The sequence below is a fragment of the Pseudomonas sp. AO-1 genome (assembly GCF_019775695.1).
GTDB classification, from domain to species: Bacteria; Pseudomonadota; Gammaproteobacteria; order Pseudomonadales; family Pseudomonadaceae; genus Aquipseudomonas; species Aquipseudomonas parakoreensis.
Genome location: NZ_CP079947.1, coordinates 230,728 through 249,504 on the forward strand (window position 1 = coordinate 230,728; position 18,777 = coordinate 249,504).

Annotated in this window: 20 protein-coding genes; 12 read left to right on the top strand and 8 right to left on the bottom strand. The window is 55.3% G+C overall.

Annotated elements, in window-relative coordinates; translation table 11 throughout:
• Positions 1-2 precede the first annotated feature (2 nt).
• From KVQ82_RS01010 to KVQ82_RS01045, 8 genes are all read left to right on the top strand, one after another.
• Positions 3-440, top strand: a complete 438-nt coding sequence (locus KVQ82_RS01010; RefSeq protein WP_222017602.1) for a hypothetical protein — start codon at positions 3-5, stop codon at positions 438-440.
• Positions 441-463: 23 nt separating this feature from the next.
• Positions 464-3,148, top strand: a complete 2,685-nt coding sequence (locus KVQ82_RS01015; protein WP_222017603.1) for a peptidoglycan DD-metalloendopeptidase family protein — start codon at positions 464-466, stop codon at positions 3,146-3,148.
• Between the two features lie 8 nt (positions 3,149-3,156).
• Positions 3,157-3,552, top strand: coding sequence for a lysozyme inhibitor LprI family protein (locus KVQ82_RS01020; RefSeq protein ID WP_222017604.1), 396 nt, complete (start codon positions 3,157-3,159; stop codon positions 3,550-3,552).
• Positions 3,553-3,612: 60 nt separating this feature from the next.
• A complete protein-coding gene (locus KVQ82_RS01025; RefSeq protein WP_222017606.1) occupies positions 3,613-3,897 on the top strand; it encodes a hypothetical protein in 285 nt (94 codons plus the stop codon).
• Between the two features lie 68 nt (positions 3,898-3,965).
• Positions 3,966-4,487 (top strand): hypothetical protein, encoded by a 522-nt coding sequence (locus KVQ82_RS01030; protein ID WP_260687903.1) that lies wholly within the window; start codon positions 3,966-3,968, stop codon positions 4,485-4,487.
• A 195-nt stretch (positions 4,488-4,682) separates the two neighbouring features.
• Positions 4,683-5,822, top strand: a complete 1,140-nt coding sequence (locus KVQ82_RS01035) for a lysozyme inhibitor LprI family protein (RefSeq protein WP_222017610.1) — start codon at positions 4,683-4,685, stop codon at positions 5,820-5,822.
• Between the two features lie 96 nt (positions 5,823-5,918).
• Entirely contained in the window at positions 5,919-6,377 is a 459-nt protein-coding gene (locus KVQ82_RS01040) for a cell division protein (RefSeq protein WP_222017612.1), read from the top strand.
• 38 nt (positions 6,378-6,415) lie between these two features.
• Positions 6,416-7,003 carry a lysozyme inhibitor LprI family protein gene (locus KVQ82_RS01045; protein WP_131670742.1) on the top strand — a complete coding sequence of 196 codons (588 nt, stop codon included), beginning with the start codon at positions 6,416-6,418 and terminating at the stop codon, positions 7,001-7,003.
• 92 nt (positions 7,004-7,095) lie between these two features.
• On the opposite strand, the gene KVQ82_RS01050 is transcribed toward KVQ82_RS01045, so the two are convergent.
• Positions 7,096-7,467, bottom strand: coding sequence for a DUF6124 family protein (locus KVQ82_RS01050; protein WP_095668011.1), 372 nt, complete (start codon positions 7,465-7,467; stop codon positions 7,096-7,098).
• Between the two features lie 522 nt (positions 7,468-7,989).
• Between KVQ82_RS01050 and KVQ82_RS01055 the strand changes: the two genes are divergently transcribed.
• The 3 genes from KVQ82_RS01055 to KVQ82_RS01060 all read left to right on the top strand — a co-directional run bounded on the left by KVQ82_RS01055 (position 7,990) and on the right by KVQ82_RS01060 (position 9,830).
• On the top strand, positions 7,990-8,373 hold the full coding sequence (locus tag KVQ82_RS01055; RefSeq protein ID WP_003229522.1) for a helicase: 384 nt from the start codon (positions 7,990-7,992) through the stop codon (positions 8,371-8,373).
• 321 nt (positions 8,374-8,694) lie between these two features.
• Complete coding sequence (locus tag KVQ82_RS31450; protein ID WP_232967021.1) at positions 8,695-8,997, top strand: transposase; 303 nt, start codon at positions 8,695-8,697, stop codon at positions 8,995-8,997.
• Positions 8,994-9,830, top strand: coding sequence for an IS3 family transposase (locus KVQ82_RS01060; RefSeq protein WP_260687688.1), 837 nt, complete (start codon positions 8,994-8,996; stop codon positions 9,828-9,830). The genes KVQ82_RS31450 and KVQ82_RS01060 overlap by 4 nt, the downstream gene beginning before the upstream one ends.
• Positions 9,831-9,884: 54 nt before the next feature.
• Here the strand turns inward: KVQ82_RS01060 and KVQ82_RS01065 are convergent, their stop codons facing one another.
• The 6 genes from KVQ82_RS01065 to exbB all read right to left on the bottom strand — a co-directional run bounded on the left by KVQ82_RS01065 (position 9,885) and on the right by exbB (position 16,793).
• The gene (locus tag KVQ82_RS01065) at positions 9,885-11,285 is read right to left on the bottom strand and encodes an aminoacyl-tRNA deacylase and HDOD domain-containing protein (RefSeq protein ID WP_041071572.1); all 1,401 of its coding nucleotides are present in this window, start codon (positions 11,283-11,285) and stop codon (positions 9,885-9,887) included.
• Positions 11,286-11,364: 79 nt separating this feature from the next.
• Positions 11,365-13,440 (bottom strand): ATP-dependent DNA helicase RecG, encoded by a 2,076-nt coding sequence (gene recG, locus KVQ82_RS01070; RefSeq protein WP_222017614.1) that lies wholly within the window; start codon positions 13,438-13,440, stop codon positions 11,365-11,367.
• A gap of 9 nt (positions 13,441-13,449) precedes the next feature.
• On the bottom strand, positions 13,450-14,379 hold the full coding sequence (locus KVQ82_RS01075; RefSeq protein WP_007962352.1) for a hydrogen peroxide-inducible genes activator: 930 nt from the start codon (positions 14,377-14,379) through the stop codon (positions 13,450-13,452).
• Positions 14,380-14,655: 276 nt separating this feature from the next.
• Positions 14,656-15,405, bottom strand: coding sequence for an energy transducer TonB (locus KVQ82_RS01080; RefSeq protein WP_222017615.1), 750 nt, complete (start codon positions 15,403-15,405; stop codon positions 14,656-14,658).
• On the bottom strand, positions 15,402-15,830 hold the full coding sequence (gene exbD / locus KVQ82_RS01085) for a TonB system transport protein ExbD (protein WP_041071566.1): 429 nt from the start codon (positions 15,828-15,830) through the stop codon (positions 15,402-15,404). The genes KVQ82_RS01080 and exbD overlap by 4 nt, the downstream gene beginning before the upstream one ends.
• Positions 15,831-15,836: 6 nt before the next feature.
• Positions 15,837-16,793 (bottom strand): tonB-system energizer ExbB, encoded by a 957-nt coding sequence (exbB, locus tag KVQ82_RS01090; protein WP_108184206.1) that lies wholly within the window; start codon positions 16,791-16,793, stop codon positions 15,837-15,839.
• Positions 16,794-16,981: 188 nt separating this feature from the next.
• On the opposite strand from exbB, the gene KVQ82_RS01095 reads away from it, so the two are divergent.
• Positions 16,982-17,839: an SDR family oxidoreductase gene (locus tag KVQ82_RS01095; RefSeq protein WP_222017618.1), complete on the top strand. Its 858-nt coding sequence runs from the start codon at positions 16,982-16,984 to the stop codon at positions 17,837-17,839.
• Positions 17,840-17,976: 137 nt separating this feature from the next.
• On the opposite strand, the gene KVQ82_RS01100 is transcribed toward KVQ82_RS01095, so the two are convergent.
• Positions 17,977-18,717, bottom strand: a complete 741-nt coding sequence (locus KVQ82_RS01100; RefSeq protein ID WP_222017620.1) for a hypothetical protein — start codon at positions 18,715-18,717, stop codon at positions 17,977-17,979.
• Between the last annotated feature and the right edge of the window lie 60 nt (positions 18,718-18,777).

An 18,777-nucleotide genomic window follows, 5' to 3' on the forward strand; every position in this document is an offset into this window, starting at 1 on the left:
ACATGAACTGCCAACGTAAATTTTTTATTGCATTGATAATGTCAATGTTTGCATTTCTTTCAAACTGCGCAATGGCAAGCGGAGCTGATTTAAAATCTTGTCCATCGACGACGTTCTCAGAGTTTCTCTCTGTTTATCTGGAAAATCCTTCTGTTCAACAGAAATTTACCCATATTCCGTTAAAAAAAATAATTACTGTAGATGCTGAGCCTGAACCTGAGCAAAAAACAGTCCTGCTGGATAAGAATCAGGTAGTGTTTCCAGTAATTTTCGGAAAAGAGAAACGAGTTGCCGCCGGCGTTGAAGTGACAGTCTTAGAGAATTTCAACGGTGTTGCTAAAATAAAAATAGAGAAGCCGGATACCGATTACCAGGTTTTTTATGTGTTTAAGTTGGAAGGGTGTTGGTTTTTGGACGAAATTCAAGACTATTCACTTTGATAGAAGTTTAATAAGGAAATTATATGTCTTTCAATGAAGTGATGCTCCGTGTTCTGCCGCCAGTTGATGGTCACCAACCTCATATTACAGGAGTTTATGGCGAGCAGCGTGCGAGTGGCCCTCACGGAGGGACCGATTTTAATTATATTGGTGGCCAAAACGGGATAAATCTGGAGAACCCCAAAGTCTATGCGCCAATAGCCGGTACCGTAACATTTACCGGTGGGAATTACGGGACGATAAAAATCAAAGATGCGGATGGCAATAGCCACGAGATTCTGCATACGAGCAGCCATGTTGTAAGTCAGGGATCTACCGTTGCGGCGGGTGATGAAATTGGCACTATGGGGGGGAAAGGGCCGAATGGCGTAACTCAGTATCCACGCCATGTTCACTATCAAATGAAGGATCCGAACGGCAACCTTATTAGTCCAGAGGTCTGGTGGGGGCAACAGACTGTTGCTCCGAGCTCAGCAACACCTGAATCAACTGTGTTTAGCCTTCTTAATTTTCAGTTTCCGTTCCGAAAACCCGGTGGCGGACGGTATAAAGATGCGGAAGAGATTTTTTCTGCAATCCAAGGTGAAACTTCAGGCAATTACCTTCTAGGTAGTCACAAATTTTGGCATGGGGGGATTCATATAAGTAGTTCCAGCGCTCCTCAATGCATTAGTGATGAGCCTATTCGCTGTATGGCTGATGGAGTGGTCGTCGCCTACCGCCTGAACAAAGATTACGAGAAATCAGAATTCGAGGGTGAGGGTGAGCTTAAGTACTCAAGCTCTTTTTGTTTAGTGCGGCATGATTACAAATCTCCGCCAAATACTGAGGTTACACCTAGTACGAATAACACGCTGACGTTCTACAGCTTGTACATGCATTTGCTGCCATTTCAGCATTACCCGCTAGAACAGGGTGGAGGAACTATTGCTCGTTCGAAACCTGGGTATTGGCAAGGTAAAGTTCGTGCAAAAGTCACTGGTAGTGGTCTAGTCTTACGGAATGCACCTGCTACATTGACTGATGGAGCCAACGCCGGAGCGAAAAAAGGCAGCTCCATGGTCTTGAGCACTAATAGTATTATCGAATTCGATAGTTCGAAAATCCTCAATCTTAAGCTTAATGGAAAACTGCTTAGGATGGCCGAGTGTGTATTTATTCCGAGCTCCTCGAATCCACCCACCGGACTAAAAAATCAAAGTACAGCTGTGCCGTCAAGCTTTTGGGCGTGCGTAGAGGATGTAAGTCCAAATCGTGTTGTCGAATGGCAGGAGTTAATGCCGGCGAGTTTTGATGCAGTTGTACCAATGAATATGAAAATTAAAGCGGGAGACACGATTGGATACCTTGGCTTGAATGAGGTCTTGGCTGGGCCTAATGGGGGAGTAGCCCGTAAGCATCAAGTTCATTTAGAGATTTTTACACTTGATCCAAAAGTCGACGATTTTCTGAAAAATACGGCTGGAATAAAAAAGGGAAAACGATATGTTCACCTACCCTCTGGTACTGTTTTGACCAAAAAATCTCCCGAGGTAGGAAGTGTGACGCTGGAAGTTGATCATTGTGTTGAGTTGAGCAAGTCTCCGATATTTAAAGACCCTACTGAATGGTACGAAATATCTGTCAAGGAAAACGGTCAAGATATTAAAGGGTTAATAAAGAAGGCAGAAGCCAAGCTCGTAACTCAACATGACTGGGAAAAGCTGGGCTTTCGTGTTGTAAAAGAAAGCAATTCGAATTCTGACGGTTTTTTGGATCCTGATGAAATGCCACCTTTTTTCCAAGAGCTATATGATGATCTGGATAAATTTGGCAATCACGATGACAAGGTGACGCCAGAAGATTTTCCTGAAGCAATGAAAAATGCAGAGTTTCGAGAACACTGGTCTAAGTTGGTCGCATGCCATCCCACTGAGTGGAAGGAAAAATCAGAATCTGCAAAATGGAGTCGTCTAAACCAGCTTCTTGAAGGATCTCCGGCGATTCTTAAGTTAGAAAAGGAACGAATTGATAAGCTGGTTTTTTGGGATGACCCAGTTATTCAAGAAAAGGGTCTTGGTGATGGAGTTATTTGGCATTTTCATCCGATCGCAATGATCGGAAATTTCTTAGCAAAGGACGCGTCAAAGGCTGGTCAAATTACCTATGATGCTGAAGGCAATGACATCCCGGGTTCACCGTTTTTCAGCCGCCATATTCACTGGCCGGGAAATGACTTGTCAGGGGTTACCTTAGGGCGTGGATATGATATGGGGTTTAGATCCGAAACGGAAATATACAATCATATGATCGCTGCTGGGGTAGATGATGCTCAAGCTACGAAGATATCTAAAGCTCGGCAGTATAAGGGGACTAATGCAAGAAACTTCGTGGCTCAGAATCGCGCCGATATAGGAACGATAACGCTTGAGCAGCAAGAAGCTCTATTTGATTTGATTTATCCGGGATATGTTGCTAAGGCAATTGCAAACTATAATCACTGGACGACTCCTTTCTCAGAGCGTCTGGAGTGGGATGCATTAAGCCAGATCGTTAAAGATATTCTGGTGGATTTTGTATACCAGGGGTTCACAAAAGGGGCAAATCCAATGAAGGCAGGGATGAAGGATGATGTTGATCAGTTAATAAGCTATATTGAGAACAATCCTACAATTAGACAGTACGAAGAAGGTCGAAAACGTGCTGCTTATCTGAGAAAAAATCGTTAGGAAAATATATGAGAAATCTATTCATTTTTTCTGCTCTCTTGATCCCCTTGTCAGTTGCTGCGGCACAACCGGACTGTGCTAATATTTCTACCAGTCAACAAGTAGATGTCTGCGCAAAGCATGCAAAAGAATCTGCAGATGCGAAGCTTAATAGTAGCTATAAGGATTTAATAAAAAGGGTTGGATCTCAATATCAAGCTGACGCTAATCTTCACGACGAATTCATGAAAAAGCTGAAAGAGTCTCAGCGTGCGTGGCTGAAACTACGTGATACGAATTGTGCTCTTGAGGCATTTGAAGTAGAAGTTGGGCAGCCAGCTTATGTAACTACTGTGAATAACTGCGTCGCGCGAATGAGTCTGGATCGCTCTGTTTATTTAGATAAAACTTTACCTGATTTGTAGTAAAGAGGGGGGGCTTTATTTTATCTGTCCCCCCCCCTTGTTTTTTGAGTAAGAGGGATAATGAAAGGGGTTCAAGAAAAGGACGCTGTTTTTTTTGCTCGAGGAGAGATTTTTAATAGATGTTACCAATTTTTTTCACTTTGTCTGGGCCTTCATGCGAACTATCTGGAAATCTGGGCGGTGACTGCACGAATGAGCCGCAGTTGTTTAGGCCTCGAAGTTGTTGCGAACGCAGCGCTAGCCCTAGAGCGTAATATTTCTGGTGCATTCGGCTTGATAGGCGTGGGAAGTGGCGTCGCGGGGGAACGGTACGGATTTATTAGTTTGGCATGCTTGCAGGAATAACAGATTCCAAGCCCTTGCTGCGCAAATGAATATCAATATTAGGTCATTCGCTAATGTTACGCTTTTTCATGTTTGCTTTCGTTTTGCTTATAGCGAACTCCAGTAATGCCCAAGATGTGGGTTACCTTCTGGGGCGAGTGATTCAGGGCCCGTTTAAAACTAATGTTGTAAAGGGAGGGGAACTCTCCTTTTTGCAGACAGGGAGCGCGGAGTTTCCGGTTGCCTTGGTTTTGGATGTTGTTGATACCGATGATAAAAAAAATAGAAGTCTTGTCGATAAGTATGATGTCGCAGGCTCTGACCCAAAAATCGAGTCGATTTTCTTTTATCCGATAAAAGGTAAGAAAAATGTACTTGTTTTGGTTTCTTGGGAAATCACGAGCAGGGGAATTGGAACGTATGGAACCCTTTATCAAGTTTATGGGTATGAAAAAAGTTTGGGCAATAAATTGGTTGTGAATAACCTTGTCAGGTTTGATAAGAACTTGAGTGGGATGGAAGGGTATCAAGAAGGTGAGGAGCAACATTTTCCTTACGTTAATGCAGGTTTGATAAAGACCTATATTGATAAAGTGATTGGGTCTAAATAATTAAAGATAATCTTGGCAACAAAAGGGAGCGGATTTTTTTGGCTCAGTCCGACCCCTTGTCTAGCTATATTTCATGCCTTGATTCTTTGTAGTCAATGCTAGCGTCGCCCGAAGAAATGCGATGGAAAGAGCTTGCTTGTCGCGCTCCGAAAAGTTTCAAATTTGAAATTTGTATCACCCGTTGAGACTTAATTAATGGCTGAATCAATGAGAAAAACATTTCCAGTTTCTGGAATTTTAACATTAACCTTTTTGTTTTTTAGTACGGTTGCGCATTCCGCGAGTTTCGACTGCGGTAAAGCTTCGACGGACGTCGAAAAGAAAATTTGTGGTTCTTCGTCTGTATCCATTCTGGATGAAAAACTAAGTGAGCTTTTCAAGCCGTTAAAGAGTCGACGGGCTTTTCAAATAATCGAAAGCGATTGGCTGGAGTCGGAACGTAATGCTTGTGAGTCGGTTGAGTGTCTAGAGGATGCTTATACTCAGCAGATACAGTTTCTGTCGCCGATTTCTATTGCGCCTAGGCCGACCCAGAAAGATATTAAGTTGATTTTGGGCGATAAGCCATATACGCAGTCTGAGCGCTCATGGAAGGTCGTTGATTTAGCATGGCTTCCCAATGAAAAGGGGGTTGTCGAACGATTTTTAATCTCCGCCGAAACAATCTCAGGCATGTTGCATGTCATCGTATTTGAAGGGCATTTTGATCCAGCGATGATAGCGTACAGGGGCAATCTTTATGAGTACGTTGATCGCAATGACAGGCAAATACTGCACACGATTGCGAAAGATATCGGTTTTGATGGTGCTCTGAGTCTGGGGTCGAATGACGAAGGCAAAAGGTTTGCGGGAATTCTGGACGGGTCGTTTTACTATCGACAGCAGCTTTCGAAAAATCAGTTGCGGGGGATGGTTTATAAACTCGGCTCCAAGCTGCCGCCGGTTGAAAGTAGTTTATTGTTTCAGCAGTGGCCAAATACTAATGAAAATGCTGTAAGTGGTTTGACATTCGGCTGGGGTGGAGAGTATGGAAAGTTGCAAGCGTACTATTCGCATACCCCAGGGTATGAAACGATAGCTCCGGTTGGTGGGCCGGATGCTAGTTGGAATATTTATAATCCAATCTGGAGCAAATCAAGGCCGACGTTTTATTTCAAGAATGGCGATAAAACTGTTTGGCGTGCCAATGTTGTGGATAAGACGCTGACGAAAATTGCGAAGGCCAGTGATGAAGGAATGATTCAGAATCCTACGCCTATCGATGTTAACGGGCGCGAAGCGATCGTTTATCTGAATGGATCTACTCTGAAAATGGCTATCTCACTTGAAGAATAAGTACGACTTAAAAACATGCGTTAGAAAGTTTTTTGGATTTTTTATGTTGTCCTTCCTTTAAACTCTCCACCCCAAGTAATGCGCTCAGGACACGGAATGCCAGCCCCCTCGACCTCGCTTCGCCCCGCGTTAGTGCTCTGGCTATACGCCGCCGCAATCGTGCACATACTCGCCGGCCTCACCCTGACTTGGGCCGGTCACTCCGGTTTACTCGACGGCTATCTGCACATCCTCGAACTCGCATTCTGGGGCGCCGATGCGGTGCCCGCCGCCGGCCACGAACAACAGGTCTGGTGGCTCGCGCTGTTCGGCGCGACGCTGCAAAGTTATTCGCTGTACATGCTCGCGCTGGTGCACTTGGGCAATCGCTCGAAAGCCCCGGCAGTGTGGGGCTGGTTGATCGCCGGCATCCTGTTATGGGCGCCGCAGGACATGTGGCTGTCTGCGCAAAAGCAGGTCTGGTCGCATCTGTGGCTCGATGGTTTTGCGTTGCTCGTGCTATTGCCGCCGTTGATCTGGCTGTATGTCCAGGACCGCCGAAAAATCGCTCAATAAATACGCACTGGGCATATTGGTATCGAAGGAGTTATAGCGTGAAAGGATTTTCGATTCTTCTCTGCTGTTTGGCATTGGCAACCTCTACTGCGGCACTTGCCGCAGAAGTGTGTAATCCAGACAGCTTTTCCAACCCCGACTTGATCATTTGCGGGCAGCAAACCTTCGAGAAGGTCGATGCTGTGTTGAACGAGCAATATAAAAAAGCGCTGACGAGTTTGGCTCCTGCGGAGCAGAGCCATCTGAGAGATGTGCAAAAGAACTGGGTGCGTTTCAAAGAGTCGTTTTGCGAGGAGCTTTATCAATCCACTTTGCCGGGCGCTGAGGCGCCAATCGAGAGACTGGGGTGTCTGGTACAAACGACCAATGCCCGGTTGGGAGAGTTGATTGCCCTGCAGACGGGCTTACCGCTAGATGGCTTTTACAAAGCCGCATCTGCGATTGCAGGGAAGGATCGTGAGAGAAATTTAGCGGCCGCCATTGAGCGACTGGGAGGGGATGAGTTCAATGATCCCCTTTGGAAGACGTACGCAGAAGGGCATTGTGAGATGGCTGGCCGTCTGTGGCGTGAAGACGTCGCCTACTGCGCGGTGAGGATGCGTTTTCAATTACCCATGAACCGCTAAGGAACGCTTCGCCAGAAACAGGCTGTCAGTGGTGAGCCGGGGATCATTGAGAAAGGGGACTTAAAGTCCCCTTTTTTCATCCGCAAATTCCGCTACGGCTTGGCTGCCAGGTTCCGCACTTCAATATGATCGAGCGTCCCTTCCACCATCAATCGCACCCCATCCGCCATTCTGCTCAGGGCCAGTGCTACCGAGCGGCGGGAGCCGTGGAGGTCGTCGGCGAGGTCGCAGGCGATGGCGCTGATGGACAGGAGGTCTTCGGAGGCGTTGGCCATCAGGGCTTCGGCATCGGTGCCGGGGGTGAGGCTGAAGAGGCCGGTTTCGCGTTTGGGTTGGGATTCGGTGCGCGGTTTGAAGTGGTGGTCGAGGGCGCGTTCGGCGGCTTCGTGGAATTTCTTGGATTCCAGCGATTCGTAGGGCGATATGTCTGGGGTTTCGGGGGGATTGGGTGTTGGTTTGATCATGGTGCAGCTTCCTGGAGTTGTGAGGCCGACACCTATTCGCTTTGCACTTCGAAAGAGGTGGCAGCTGTGCGTTGGTGTGCAAGACCGGTCCAGGTGGCCGGCAGACCCGAAGGTCTCCGACGCACAGCCGCCATAACGATCCGCGAGCATAGGAAAACGCTCGGCGAAATGCCATCAACGAATGTGCACCTGAACCGGACTTGCACGTCCGAGTCGCCGATTTTGCGGCGACACACAGAGGCTATCGACGAACTGCCAACCTGCCTAGTTCATAGGTATCGCGGCACTTTGCAGGAAATTTCCCATAGGTTTGCAGGCTGGAAGATCAAAAGATCGCAGCCTTCGGCAGCTCCTACAGGGATGTGTTTCAACAGGTGTAGGATGATGGGGGCAGAAGTGTGACTTGGCGGTCATCGTGCGGGAAATGGTCTGCATCATCTTCCAATAGCGGCCGATAGTGGCGTTATCGTCCGAATCCCTTACACTGCCCCGGCCGTTCATTTTCCTTTTGAGGCTGTGCGCATGAAATTTCGTTTTCTTCTGTGGATGATGGGTTTGTTGATGGGTAAGGCCAGCCGGACAAATCCTGCGTTCCAGCAGCAGTTGGGTGACAAGGATCTGGTGTTTCAGCTGCAGACGCTGGACGGGAAGGTGGCGCGGCATTTCGTGGTGAAAAATCAGCGCGTTACCAGCAAGTCTGGTGTGGTGGCGGAGCCGGCGTTTGCGATTGCGTTCAAGGATGCGGGTTATGCCTTTGCCACGATGCAGGCGAAGAACAAGCAGTTGGCGTTCATGCAGGGGATTCAGGACAAGTCGATTCAGCTGAAGGGGAATCCGGCGCTGGTGATGTGGTTTCAGGGGTTGATGAAGTATTTGAAGCCGAGGAAGGCCAAGCCGAAGGCTTGAGTAGACGGGCTTGAGTGGAGGGGCTCTTGTGGTGAGGGGATTTATCCCCGATGGGCTGCGCAGCGGCCCCAAAACCTGAGACCTCGATATAACTGACACATCCTGTTGGTTGGGTTTGCGACTGCTGCGCAGCCGGTCGGGGATAAATCCCCTCACCACAGGTTTTGTGTCAGGCAGGTAGATTGGGGTGGATTCTTCGCGAGCAAGCTAGCTCCCACAGGAGGTCACCGAAACCTTGTGGGAGCGAGTTTGAACTGGCCTAATGATTTTGGACACCTCAATCGGGCGCTATGATGGCGCCCAAATCTGAGGTGTTTGGATATGCGTAAATCTTATTCAAGTGAGTTCAAACTCAAGGCTGCCAGCATGGTGCTGGACGAGGGGCAGTCGGTTCCCGAGGTCTGTGCCAGTTTGGACATGGGCCCTACGGCCTTGCGCCGCTGGGTCGATCAGGTTCGTAAGGAGCGCTTGGGCTCGACTCCGGTGGGAGCCAAGGCGATTACTGCAGATCAGAGAGAGATTCAGGAACTTAAAGCCTTACTCAGGCAAAGAGACCGGGATATCGAAATCCTAAAAAAAGCCAGTGCTCTCCTGCTTTTGGACGCCAAAGATCACTCTCGTTGATCTGTGAGCTGGGCGAGCAGTATGGCGTTAACGATTGCTGTCGTGTGTTCGGAATAAACCGCAGTAGCTTTTACGCATGGCGTCAGCGCCAAGGCAAAGTGAGCCCTAGGCGAGAGAAGCTCAAGGCCATGCTGGTCAAGCATCACAAGGCGTCGAGAGAGTCCGCGGGCGCTCGTACCTTGGCTAAACAGCTGCAAGCAGGCGGGCATGATGTCGGGCGGTTCATGGCTCGCAGCTTGATGCGAGAAGCAGGCATTGTCAGCCGTCAACGCCGGCGCCATAAGTACAAGTCACCTGGCGTGGAAGCGTTGGTGGCACCGCATGTGCTCAAACGCAAGTTTGATGTTACGGCGGTCAATCAGGTGTGGTGTGGGGACGTGACGTACATCAAAGTCGGCAAGCGCTGGCTGTATTTCGCGGCGGTTCTGGACTTGTTCGCTCGCCGGATTGTGGGCTGGTCATTTTCGATGATCTCCGATGCCACGCTGACCTGCGAAGCCCTGCGGATGGCGATTGAACTACGCGGTCGCCCAAAAGACGTACTGTTTCACTCCGACCAAGGTTGCCAGTACACCAGCCATAAATTCAGAAATGAACTGCTGGAACATGGACTCCGGCAGAGCATGAGCCGTAAAGGCGAATGCTGGGACAACGCTGCGATGGAGCGTTTCTTTGGAAGTTTGAAATCAGAGTGGGTGCCAGAAGCAGGCTACGAATCGGAGCATGAGGCCCGAGCGGATGTGCAGCGCTATGTATCGCGCTACAACATCACCAGGCCACATAGCTACAACGACTATCGGTCACCAGTCGCCAGGGAGAAGTTGGCGGCGTGAAACCTTAATCAGTGTCCAAGATTACTTGACCAGTTCAGTTTGCTCGCGAAGTTTTCAAGCCTGGCTGAATTGCGAAGCTAGCTCACGCAGCAGGACTTCAGCCTCAAGCACTTTGCTGACCACGTCGTTGGCTTTGTCGCGGGTCAGGCCGACGCGTTCGAGCAGGGCGTCGGGGATGTCTTCGTCGGGGCCGGAGCCGATGCCGCGGCTGCGCAGCAGGCGCACGGCCAGGCAGACGAGGTTCGGGTATTCGGCGTAGGCGCCGTCGTAGCTTGGGTCGTGCTGGAAGCGCAGGGCGGTGGCCAGTTCATCGGGCATGTCCCAATAGCGCATCAGCCACGAGCCGATCTGTTCGCGGCTGATGCCCAGCAGGTGCTGCTCGATGTAGCTGTGGCACAGGTGCGGGTTGACCTCCAGGTGGCGGCAGATCAGCGAGAAGTGCGGCGGGAACACGTGGGCCAGCAGCAGGTAACCGAAGTTGTGCAGCAGACCGGCCAGATAGGTCAGGCCGGCTTCCGGGCGCTGGGCGCGCGGCATGGCGCGGGTCAGGCCTTCGATGACGGCGGCGGTGTAGATCGATTGCTGCCAGTACGGCGTGGTGTGTTGCGGATGGTCCTTCGGCAGGCTCAGGGTCTTGCCGAGGGCCAGGCCCAGCGCGAGGTTGATCACCAGATCGAAACCGAGCACGCGAACGATCGCGTCTTCCACCGAGCGGATCTTGCCCGGCGAGGCGTAGTACGGCGACGCCGCCCAGCTCACCACTTGTGCAGCCAGCGCCGGGTCGGTTTCGACCACGCCGGTGATGTCGTCGATGGTGGCGTTGGGGTCGACGCGCAGCTTGATGATTTTTTGCGCCGTCTCGGCCAGCGGTGGAATCTCGATGGTCGCTTCCAGACGCTGCTGGATCCGGCGTGCAGTGAACGCCTGCACGGCCTGGGTAATTTCCTCGCGGTCATCGTCGGGGCGATCGAGGTTCGGGCGGATGCTGCTCAGGGCTTCGCCGAAGTTGGCGGCGCTGGCCTTGGTCAGCATGCTCTTGAAGGCTTCGCTGGTGATTTCCAGCAGCACGCCCGGCTCGCCAGAGTTGATCAGCAGCTTCGGCTCGCGCAGCAGGCTTTCTTCGTAGAGGCACGGCGAACTGGTGAGTGCCGGCAGGCCCGGCAGCAGGCTCAGGCTGTGTTTGCCGAGCATCTTTTCCAGGCGCTCGGTCGAGACGGCGGTCAGGCGTCGGCCCGTCAGCTCGGCGAGGCGGTTGAGGTCGAGCAACTGGCTCTGCGGAAACAGCACCATCAGCGCGCCGACGGCATCGTCCAGCAACACGGCTTGTACCTTGCGCGAAGCATTGAGGCCGTGGTGGTCGAGCACTTCTTCGTAGGCGATACCCAGCTTGCCGAGCAGTAGCCGAATTACAGACGGCGCGTGCGGAAGTTCGGGGGCGAGAGCTGCGTCAGTCATGGTCTGTATCCGTTTTTGAAACAATGGCAGGAGTATAACCAGCTCTGTCGGAACGATCCTTCACAAACTGCGACGGTGCTCACACTTGGCCGTATTGCTGCCCATGACGCAGCCAGCGGTCGAGCAATGGGCTGACGTGGGTTGGCCAGCGTTCCAGCAGCGCTTGCGCGGCATCGCGCACGGCGGGCAGCAAGTCGGCGTCGCGCATCAGGTCGGCGACTTTGAATTGCAGCAGGCCGGTCTGACGGGTGCCGAGCATTTCGCCGGGGCCGCGCAGTTCGAGGTCTTTTTCAGCGATGACGAAACCGTCGTTGGTCTCGCGCATGATGCCCAGGCGCTGGCGGCCGATCTGTGACAGCGGCGGATGGTAGAGCAGCACGCAATGGCTGACCGCGCTGCCCCGGCCGACGCGACCGCGCAACTGGTGCAGTTGCGCGAGGCCGAGACGCTCGGGGTTTTCGATGATCATCAGGCTGGCGTTGGGCACGTCGACGCCGACTTCGATCACGGTGGTGGCAACCAGCAGTTGCAGATTGCCGGCCTTGAATTCAGCCATGACTGCCGCTTTTTCCGCTGGTTTCATGCGCCCATGGATCAGCCCAACCTTGAGCTCACCGAGGGCGGCGGTGAGGTCTTCGAACGTGGTTTCGGCGGCCTGACAGGTCAGCTCTTCCGACTCTTCGATCAGCGTGCACACCCAATAGGCCTGACGCCCTTCGGCGCAGGCGCTGCGCACCCGTTCGATGACTTCGACGCGGCGGGTGTCGGTGACCAGCACGGTGTTGACCGGGGTGCGACCGGGCGGCAGTTCGTCGAGGATCGAGGTGTCGAGGTCGGCGTAGGCGCTCATCGCTAGGGTGCGTGGAATCGGCGTGGCGGTCATGATCAGTTGGTGCGGGCACATGCGCCCGCCGACGCCTTTCTGCCGCAATGCCAAGCGTTGCTGCACGCCGAAGCGGTGTTGTTCGTCGATGATCACCAACGCGAGGTTCTTGAACTGCACTTCGTCCTGGAACAGCGCGTGGGTGCCGACCACCATCGGCGTGCCGCTGGCGATCTGTTCCAGTGCGCTGACGCGGTTCTTGCCCTTGAGCTTGCCGGCCAGCCACGCGACGTCGATGCCCAGCGGTTCGAGCCAGCGCTTGAAGGTGATGAAGTGTTGCTCGGCGAGGATCTCGGTCGGCGCCATCAGTGCGACCTGATAACCGGCCTCCAGCGCTTGCAGTGCCGCGAGGGCGGCGACCACGGTTTTGCCCGCGCCAACATCGCCCTGAATCAGTCGCAGCATCGGTTCGTGCTGGCTGAGGTCGTAGGCGATTTCGTTGCCCACGCGTTGTTGCGCGCCGGTCGGATTAAAGCCGAGGTTGGCCAGGTATTTCGCCGGCAGCTTCGTAGCCTTTGGCATCGCTGGCGCGCGTAACGAACGCAGGCTTTCGCGCAGACGCTGCTGCGACAGTTGATGGGTCAGCAGTTCTTCGAAAGCCAGCCGATGCTGCGCCCAGTGATGACCGAGGGCGAGCTCATCGACATCGGCGTCGGCGGGCGGGTTGTGCAGGTAGCGTATCGCATCGGCCAGCGGCGCCAGTTGGTAGTCGCGGGCCAGTTCGGTCGGCAGCCAGTCGGGCAGGGTGTTCGGCTTGAGCAGGGTCAGGGTCTGCATGCACAACTGGCGCAGGCGCTGTTGGGTCAGGCCTTCGGTGAGCGGGTAGACCGGGGTCAGGGTTTCATCCACGGGCGGCGGTTCGTCACCGGTGATGGCGCGGTATTCCGGGTGGTAGATTTCCAGCCCCGAAGCGCCGGGCCGTACTTCGCCGTAGCAGCGAATCCGTGTGCCGCGCTTGAGGCCTTCTTTCTGCGCGTTGCTGAAATGGTAGAAGCGCAGACTCAGCCCGCCAGTGCCGTCCTGCATGCGCACGACGAGGCTGCGGCGCCGGCCCATGACCACGTCGGCACCGCTGACGGTGCCTTCGACCACCGCGTCCTGGCCCGGGCGCAAGTGGCCGATCGGCACCACGCGGGTGCGATCCTGATAACGCAGCGGCAGGTGAAACAGCACGTCCTGGAGATTCTCCAGGCCGACCTTGGCCAGTTTCTCGGCCATGGCTTCGCCGACACCCTTGAGTGCCGTCACCGACACTTGCGACAGCTCGGTCATGACCCTGGCTTAACCGGCCGTGACCGGCGCGGCGGGCTTGGCCACCGAGCACAGGCGAACGGAGTCGGCGAGGATCTCGATGGCTTTCGGCCGTGGGAAGCTGGCGCGCCAGGCGATGGCGACGGTGCGGAATGGCACCGGCGCCGACAGCGGCCGCACTTCGATCACGCCTGGGGCGTAGTGATGGCTGTCCACCGCCGACAGCGGCAGGATCGAGATTCCCAGGCCGGAGGCGACCATGTGGCGGATGGTCTCCAGCGAGCTGGATTCCACCGTGGTGTGTTTGGCGCCGTCGTTGCCCTTGGTCAGGGTCGGGCAGGCTTCCAGCACCTGATCGCGGAAGCAGTGGCCTTCGCCGAGCAGCAACAGGCTCTTGTCGTTGAGCAGGCCCGGGTCGATGGATTCTTTTTGCGTCCACGGGTGCTGGGCTGGCATCAAGACGTAGAACGGCTCGTCGTACAGCGGCAGGGTCAGCACGTCGGCTTCGTTGAACGGCAGGGCGATGATGATCGCGTCGAGCTCGCCGTTGCGCAGTTTGTCGCGCAGCACGTGGGTGAAGTTTTCTTCGATGTACAACGGCATCTGCGGGGCGACCCGGTGCAGTTGCGGAATCAGGTGCGGGAACAGGTATGGCCCGACGGTGTAGATCGCACCGACTTTCAGCGGCGCGGTCAGCTGGTTCTTGCCGGCCTGGGCCAGTTCACGGATGCCTTGCGCTTGCTCCAGGACTTTCTGCGCCTGGGCGACGATGCCTTCGCCGACCGGGGTCAGGCGCACGGCGCTTTTGCTGCGCTCGAAAATCAGCACACCGAGTTCGTCTTCAAGTTTTTTCACGCCCACCGAGAGAGTCGGCTGGCTGACGTGGCAACGCTCGGCGGCGTGGCCGAAGTGCTGCTCTTGGGCGAGGGTAACGATGTAGCGTAATTCTGTGAGGGTCATAGCGAGCGTCCATGAAGTTGCGGGCCAAGCATAACGGCTGCAATCGATAGACGCACGTTATCAGACTGAGTGAGGAATGCGACACCGGGCAATGTGAGTTTGCAGTGTGCAGATACGCAAAAGGCACCTTTCGGTGCCTTTCTGGTTGGGTTCTTCTGGCTGACACAGAAACCTGTGGGAGCTGGCTTGCCAGCGATAGCGGAGGGTCAGCTCATAAATCCTTGTCTGACACACTGCAATCGCTGGCAAGCCAGCTCCCACAGGTTTTGCATCGCGTTAGCGGCGTTTTTCCAACGAGTACACAAACGGCGCCACAATTTCGATCGAGCCGTTGTTCAGCATATCGGCCGGTGGCTTGGGCAGCGGTTGCGCGCGGCGGATCATTTCCAGGGTGGCCCGATCCAAGTCGGCGTTGCCCGAGCGGCCCACCAGTTCGAATGACAGCACGTTGCCTTCAGCGTCGACCACAAAGCGCAAACGGTTCACGCCTTCCTTGCCGCGAGCCTGTGCGCTGGCCGGGTACTTCTTGTATTTGCCCAAGTGCGCGAGCAGGGTGCCTTGCCAACTGGCCTTGGCGGCCATTTGTGCCGGCGACGGGCCCGGTGCGGGCTGGGCGGATTTCTCCGTCGGCGCCTGAGTCGGTTGGGTGTCAGCCGGTTTTTCCTCGGCCGGTTTTTCCTTCACCGGCTCCGGTTTCTTTTCGACGGGCTTGGGCGGCTGCGGTTTCGGCTTTGGCTTGGGTTTGGGCTTCGGTACGGCAATCTCGGCCTTGGGTGCTTCAGCCAGTTTCGGGATCGGCAACTCTTCGACCGGAGCTGGTGGCTGCGGCGGTGTGACGACTTTCGGCGGAGCAGGCGGTGGCGGGGCCGGAACCGGTGCCAGTTCGACCATCATTGCCTGCGGCGGCAGTTCGATGGGCGGGCGGGCGGTCCAGTTCAGCGCCAGCGCGATGGCCAGCGCATGAACGCCCAGCACCACGGCCAGGCTACCGCTGTAACGCGTCAGCTTATGGCGCGTCGTGATCATTTCTTGGCTGCGCTCTCAAGTCCTACCAGACCGACCTTCAGGTAACCGGCCGAGCGCAGTTTATCCATCACGCTCATCAGGTCGCCGTAGTCCACGCCCTTGTCGGCCTGGAAGAAGATGGTGGTGTCTTTCTTGCCCTGGGTCTTGGCGTCGAGCGTCGCGCCGAGGGTATCGGCGTTGACTTCATCGTCGCCGATGTACAGGCGCTGATCAGCTTTAACGCTGAGGAACACCGGTTTCTCCGGGCGCGGCGCCGGTTTGGCGGTCGAGGCCGGCAGGTCGACCTTGATGTCCACAGTGGCCAGTGGCGCGGCCACCATGAAGATGATCAACAGCACCAGCATCACGTCGATGAACGGCGTGACGTTGATTTCGTGGTTCTCGGCCAGATCGTCGTCTGCGCCTTCTTTCAAATGCAGGCCCATGGCCGATTACCCCACTTTCACCATGTGTGGTTGCGAGCTGCTGCGCTCAGGCTGGTGATCGAGGTCACGGCTGACCAGCAACAGGACCTGCGCCGAAGCGTCGGACACCTGCGCCTTGTAGCCGGCGATGGAGCGGGCGAACACGTTGTAGATCACCACCGCAGGAATCGCAGCAACCAGACCCAGCGCGGTGGCCAGCAGCGCTTCGGCGATACCCGGCGCCACGACGGCGAGGTTGGTGGTCTGGGTCTTGGCGATGCCGATGAAGCTGTTCATGATGCCCCACACGGTGCCGAACAGGCCGACGAACGGCGCGGTGGAACCGATGGTGGCGAGGACGCCGGTGCCGCTGCTCATGTTGCGGCCACAGGCGGCGACGAGGCGCTCAAGGCGGAAGCTGACGCGCTCCTTGATGCCTTCTTTCTCGCGGCTGTTGACCGACAGGCGCATCTCTTCGAGGGCGTCGTGCACCAGCAGGTTGGCCAGGGTGCCTTCCTTTGCCGCAGTGGCGCTGGCTTCCTTGAGGGTGGCGGCTTTTTTCAGGGCAGCGATTTCACCACGCAGACGCCGCTTGGCGCCCATCAGCTCGAAGCCTTTGGCGATCCAGATGGTCCAGGTGATGATGGAAGCGATGGCCAGGCCGATCATTACGATTTTCACGATGATGTCGGCGTTCTGGTACATGCCCCATGGCGACAGGTCGTGGGCCATGCCCAAGGTGTTGTCGGGTTCGAGCACTTCAGGGGCATCTGCCGGGGCGGCGTCTACTGCCTGCACCGGGTCAGTGGTGGCTGGCGCGGCTGCAGTTGGTGCGTGCTGTTCGGTGGCAGCCGGAGCGGTTGGCGCTTGTGCGTCGGCGAAAGCGGCGGTCGGTGCCAGCATCAGGCTGAGCAGCAGGGCCGCCACTGCGCTGAAGGCGCGAGGTCGTTTGGTTGGCGAAGCGGGGTTTTGATTACGTGTCATGCTGGCCGGACCTGAGGTAGAAAAACGGTAATGCTCTTCCAGGCCTCGTGAGGCCGAGAACAAAAGTGGGGTGCATTATTGCAAGTAATTCTTGTTAACAAAAGTAATAGAGTTTCTTTTTTTCCTTCATTGCTAGCCGTTCGTCCTGTACGAGGGCTAGTCTGTTCCTTTCTTTTGGGAGTTTTTTGATGTCCGCGCCTTCTGTTTTGATTGCCGGTTGTGGTGATGTCGGCAGTCGTCTGGCTACGCAATTGTTGTCCGCCGGCTGGGAGGTGCAGGGTCTGCGCCGTGATGTGTCGCGTTTGCCGGATGGCGTCATCGGCGTCGCTGGTGATTTGTTCAAGGAAGATTGCCCGGAAAACTGGCCATTCGGGGCGGTGGACTATCTGGTGTATTGCGCGGCGGCGACCGATCACGATGAAGCCGGTTATCGTGCGGCTTATGTGCAGGGTTTGCAGAATGTACTGAGTTGGTTGGACGACTACGGGCAGACGCCTGATCGGCTACTGTTCGTTTCCAGCAGCAGTGTGTACGGGCAGCAGGAAGGGGAGTGGGTCGACGAACATTCAGCGACCGTCGCCAGCGGCTATTCCGGGCGAGTGATGCTCGAAGCTGAGCAAGTGGCGCTGAACAGCGGCATCCCGGCGAGCATTGTGCGACTGACCGGTATCTACGGCCCGGGACGTGAGTGGCTGCTGACTCAGGTGCGTCGTGGTTATCGAGTGGCGGTCGAGCCGCCGCTGTACGGCAATCGCATCCATGCTGATGACGCGGCGGGGCTGATGGCGTTTCTGCTGCAGGCGGCTCATCAGGGCAAGCCGTTGCAGGATATCTATATTGGTGTGGACGATGCGCCGGCACCGCTGGCCGAAGTGGTCGCCTGGCTGCGGGAGTATCTGGGGGTTACCGAATGGGCTGACGACGCCAGCGTACGCCGCACTGGCAGTAAACGGTGCAGCAATGCTCGTGCGAAGGCGCTGGGCTGGACGCCGAAATATCCGAGTTACCGCGAAGGTTATGCGGCGATTCTTGAAGGCAAGTGCTGACTTTCTAACGCCACAAACCACTGTGGGAGCGGGCTTGCCCGCGATGGCGGCTTGGCAGTCAACTAAAGTGTTGAGTCTGATGGCCTCATCGCGGGCAAGCCCGCTCCCACAGGGTTATATATTGTTCTCAGGCGCGGTTACTGTTTCTCAAGCAACCACTTGCGCTCACCCGGGGTGAACTGCGGCATTTCATCCGCCAGTGCGGTATTCACTGCCTGGAAGATTTCCAGCGCCTTGCCTTTGCGGGCAAAGATCCAGTTGTTGCCTTGACCGTTGAGCTGCAGCCACATGCTGTCGTGGTCGCTGTTCATCGAGGCGCAGTCGCCTGCCAGGCACAGCGCATAACGGTCGGCGCCGGGCAGGCCGGACACCTGGCCGTCGGCCTGGAATTGCACGGTGTTGCCTTCGCCGTCGCCGCTGGCAATCTTCCAGCTGCCGCCCAGATAGGCTGAATACAGTGCGCGTTCGAAGCTGGCGCCGATTGGCGCGCCTTCCGGTACGGGGATTTGTGCGCGGTCGAACAACTGATCCGGCTCGTTCTCGGTGGCGGCTTGTTTCATCCGGCCGCCGTCGCGTTTCAGCTCGCTGCCGGAGCTGCCATAGAAGTCGACTTTCCAGGCGCCGGACTGTTCGCCCTGCAGCCGTCCTTCGACGTTCTCGAAACCGTTGGTGTAGCGGGCCTGACCGGCCTTGGTATTGACGTCCCACTCCAGGTTCGGGCCATAGGCCTGAAGCGCTTCGCGCAGGGGGGCGCCCTTGGCAGCGGCATCGATCGCCACCTGGTTGATCCAGGTGCCGCTGATGTCACGGTCGGCGGGGTCGCTGGCACAGCCGCCGAGGAAAATGGCGAGCAGCGAGAGAGCAAGCGCTTTGCGCATGGTGGAATCCTTTCAAAACCTTTTCTTTACCGCAGAGCAGTCGGCGCAGCGGTTGAAGGC

Coding starts and splice junctions, on each gene's coding strand:
- KVQ82_RS01025 (WP_222017606.1), top strand. CDS start 3,613: ATGAAAGGGGTTCAAGAAAAGGACGCTGTTTTTTTTGCTCGAGGAGAG.
- KVQ82_RS01020 (WP_222017604.1), top strand. CDS start 3,157: ATGAGAAATCTATTCATTTTTTCTGCTCTCTTGATCCCCTTGTCAGTT.
- KVQ82_RS01080 (WP_222017615.1), bottom strand. CDS start 15,405: ATGATCACGACGCGCCATAAGCTGACGCGTTACAGCGGTAGCCTGGCC.
- KVQ82_RS01055 (WP_003229522.1), top strand. CDS start 7,990: ATGAAATTTCGTTTTCTTCTGTGGATGATGGGTTTGTTGATGGGTAAG.
- KVQ82_RS01040 (WP_222017612.1), top strand. CDS start 5,919: ATGCCAGCCCCCTCGACCTCGCTTCGCCCCGCGTTAGTGCTCTGGCTA.
- KVQ82_RS01095 (WP_222017618.1), top strand. CDS start 16,982: ATGTCCGCGCCTTCTGTTTTGATTGCCGGTTGTGGTGATGTCGGCAGT.
- KVQ82_RS01075 (WP_007962352.1), bottom strand. CDS start 14,379: ATGACCCTCACAGAATTACGCTACATCGTTACCCTCGCCCAAGAGCAG.
- KVQ82_RS01030 (WP_260687903.1), top strand. CDS start 3,966: ATGTTTGCTTTCGTTTTGCTTATAGCGAACTCCAGTAATGCCCAAGAT.
- recG (WP_222017614.1), bottom strand. CDS start 13,440: ATGACCGAGCTGTCGCAAGTGTCGGTGACGGCACTCAAGGGTGTCGGC.
- exbB (WP_108184206.1), bottom strand. CDS start 16,793: ATGACACGTAATCAAAACCCCGCTTCGCCAACCAAACGACCTCGCGCC.
- KVQ82_RS01050 (WP_095668011.1), bottom strand. CDS start 7,467: ATGATCAAACCAACACCCAATCCCCCCGAAACCCCAGACATATCGCCC.
- KVQ82_RS01010 (WP_222017602.1), top strand. CDS start 3: ATGAACTGCCAACGTAAATTTTTTATTGCATTGATAATGTCAATGTTT.
- KVQ82_RS01015 (WP_222017603.1), top strand. CDS start 464: ATGTCTTTCAATGAAGTGATGCTCCGTGTTCTGCCGCCAGTTGATGGT.
- KVQ82_RS01100 (WP_222017620.1), bottom strand. CDS start 18,717: ATGCGCAAAGCGCTTGCTCTCTCGCTGCTCGCCATTTTCCTCGGCGGC.
- exbD (WP_041071566.1), bottom strand. CDS start 15,830: ATGGGCCTGCATTTGAAAGAAGGCGCAGACGACGATCTGGCCGAGAAC.
- KVQ82_RS01035 (WP_222017610.1), top strand. CDS start 4,683: ATGGCTGAATCAATGAGAAAAACATTTCCAGTTTCTGGAATTTTAACA.
- KVQ82_RS31450 (WP_232967021.1), top strand. CDS start 8,695: ATGCGTAAATCTTATTCAAGTGAGTTCAAACTCAAGGCTGCCAGCATG.
- KVQ82_RS01065 (WP_041071572.1), bottom strand. CDS start 11,285: ATGACTGACGCAGCTCTCGCCCCCGAACTTCCGCACGCGCCGTCTGTA.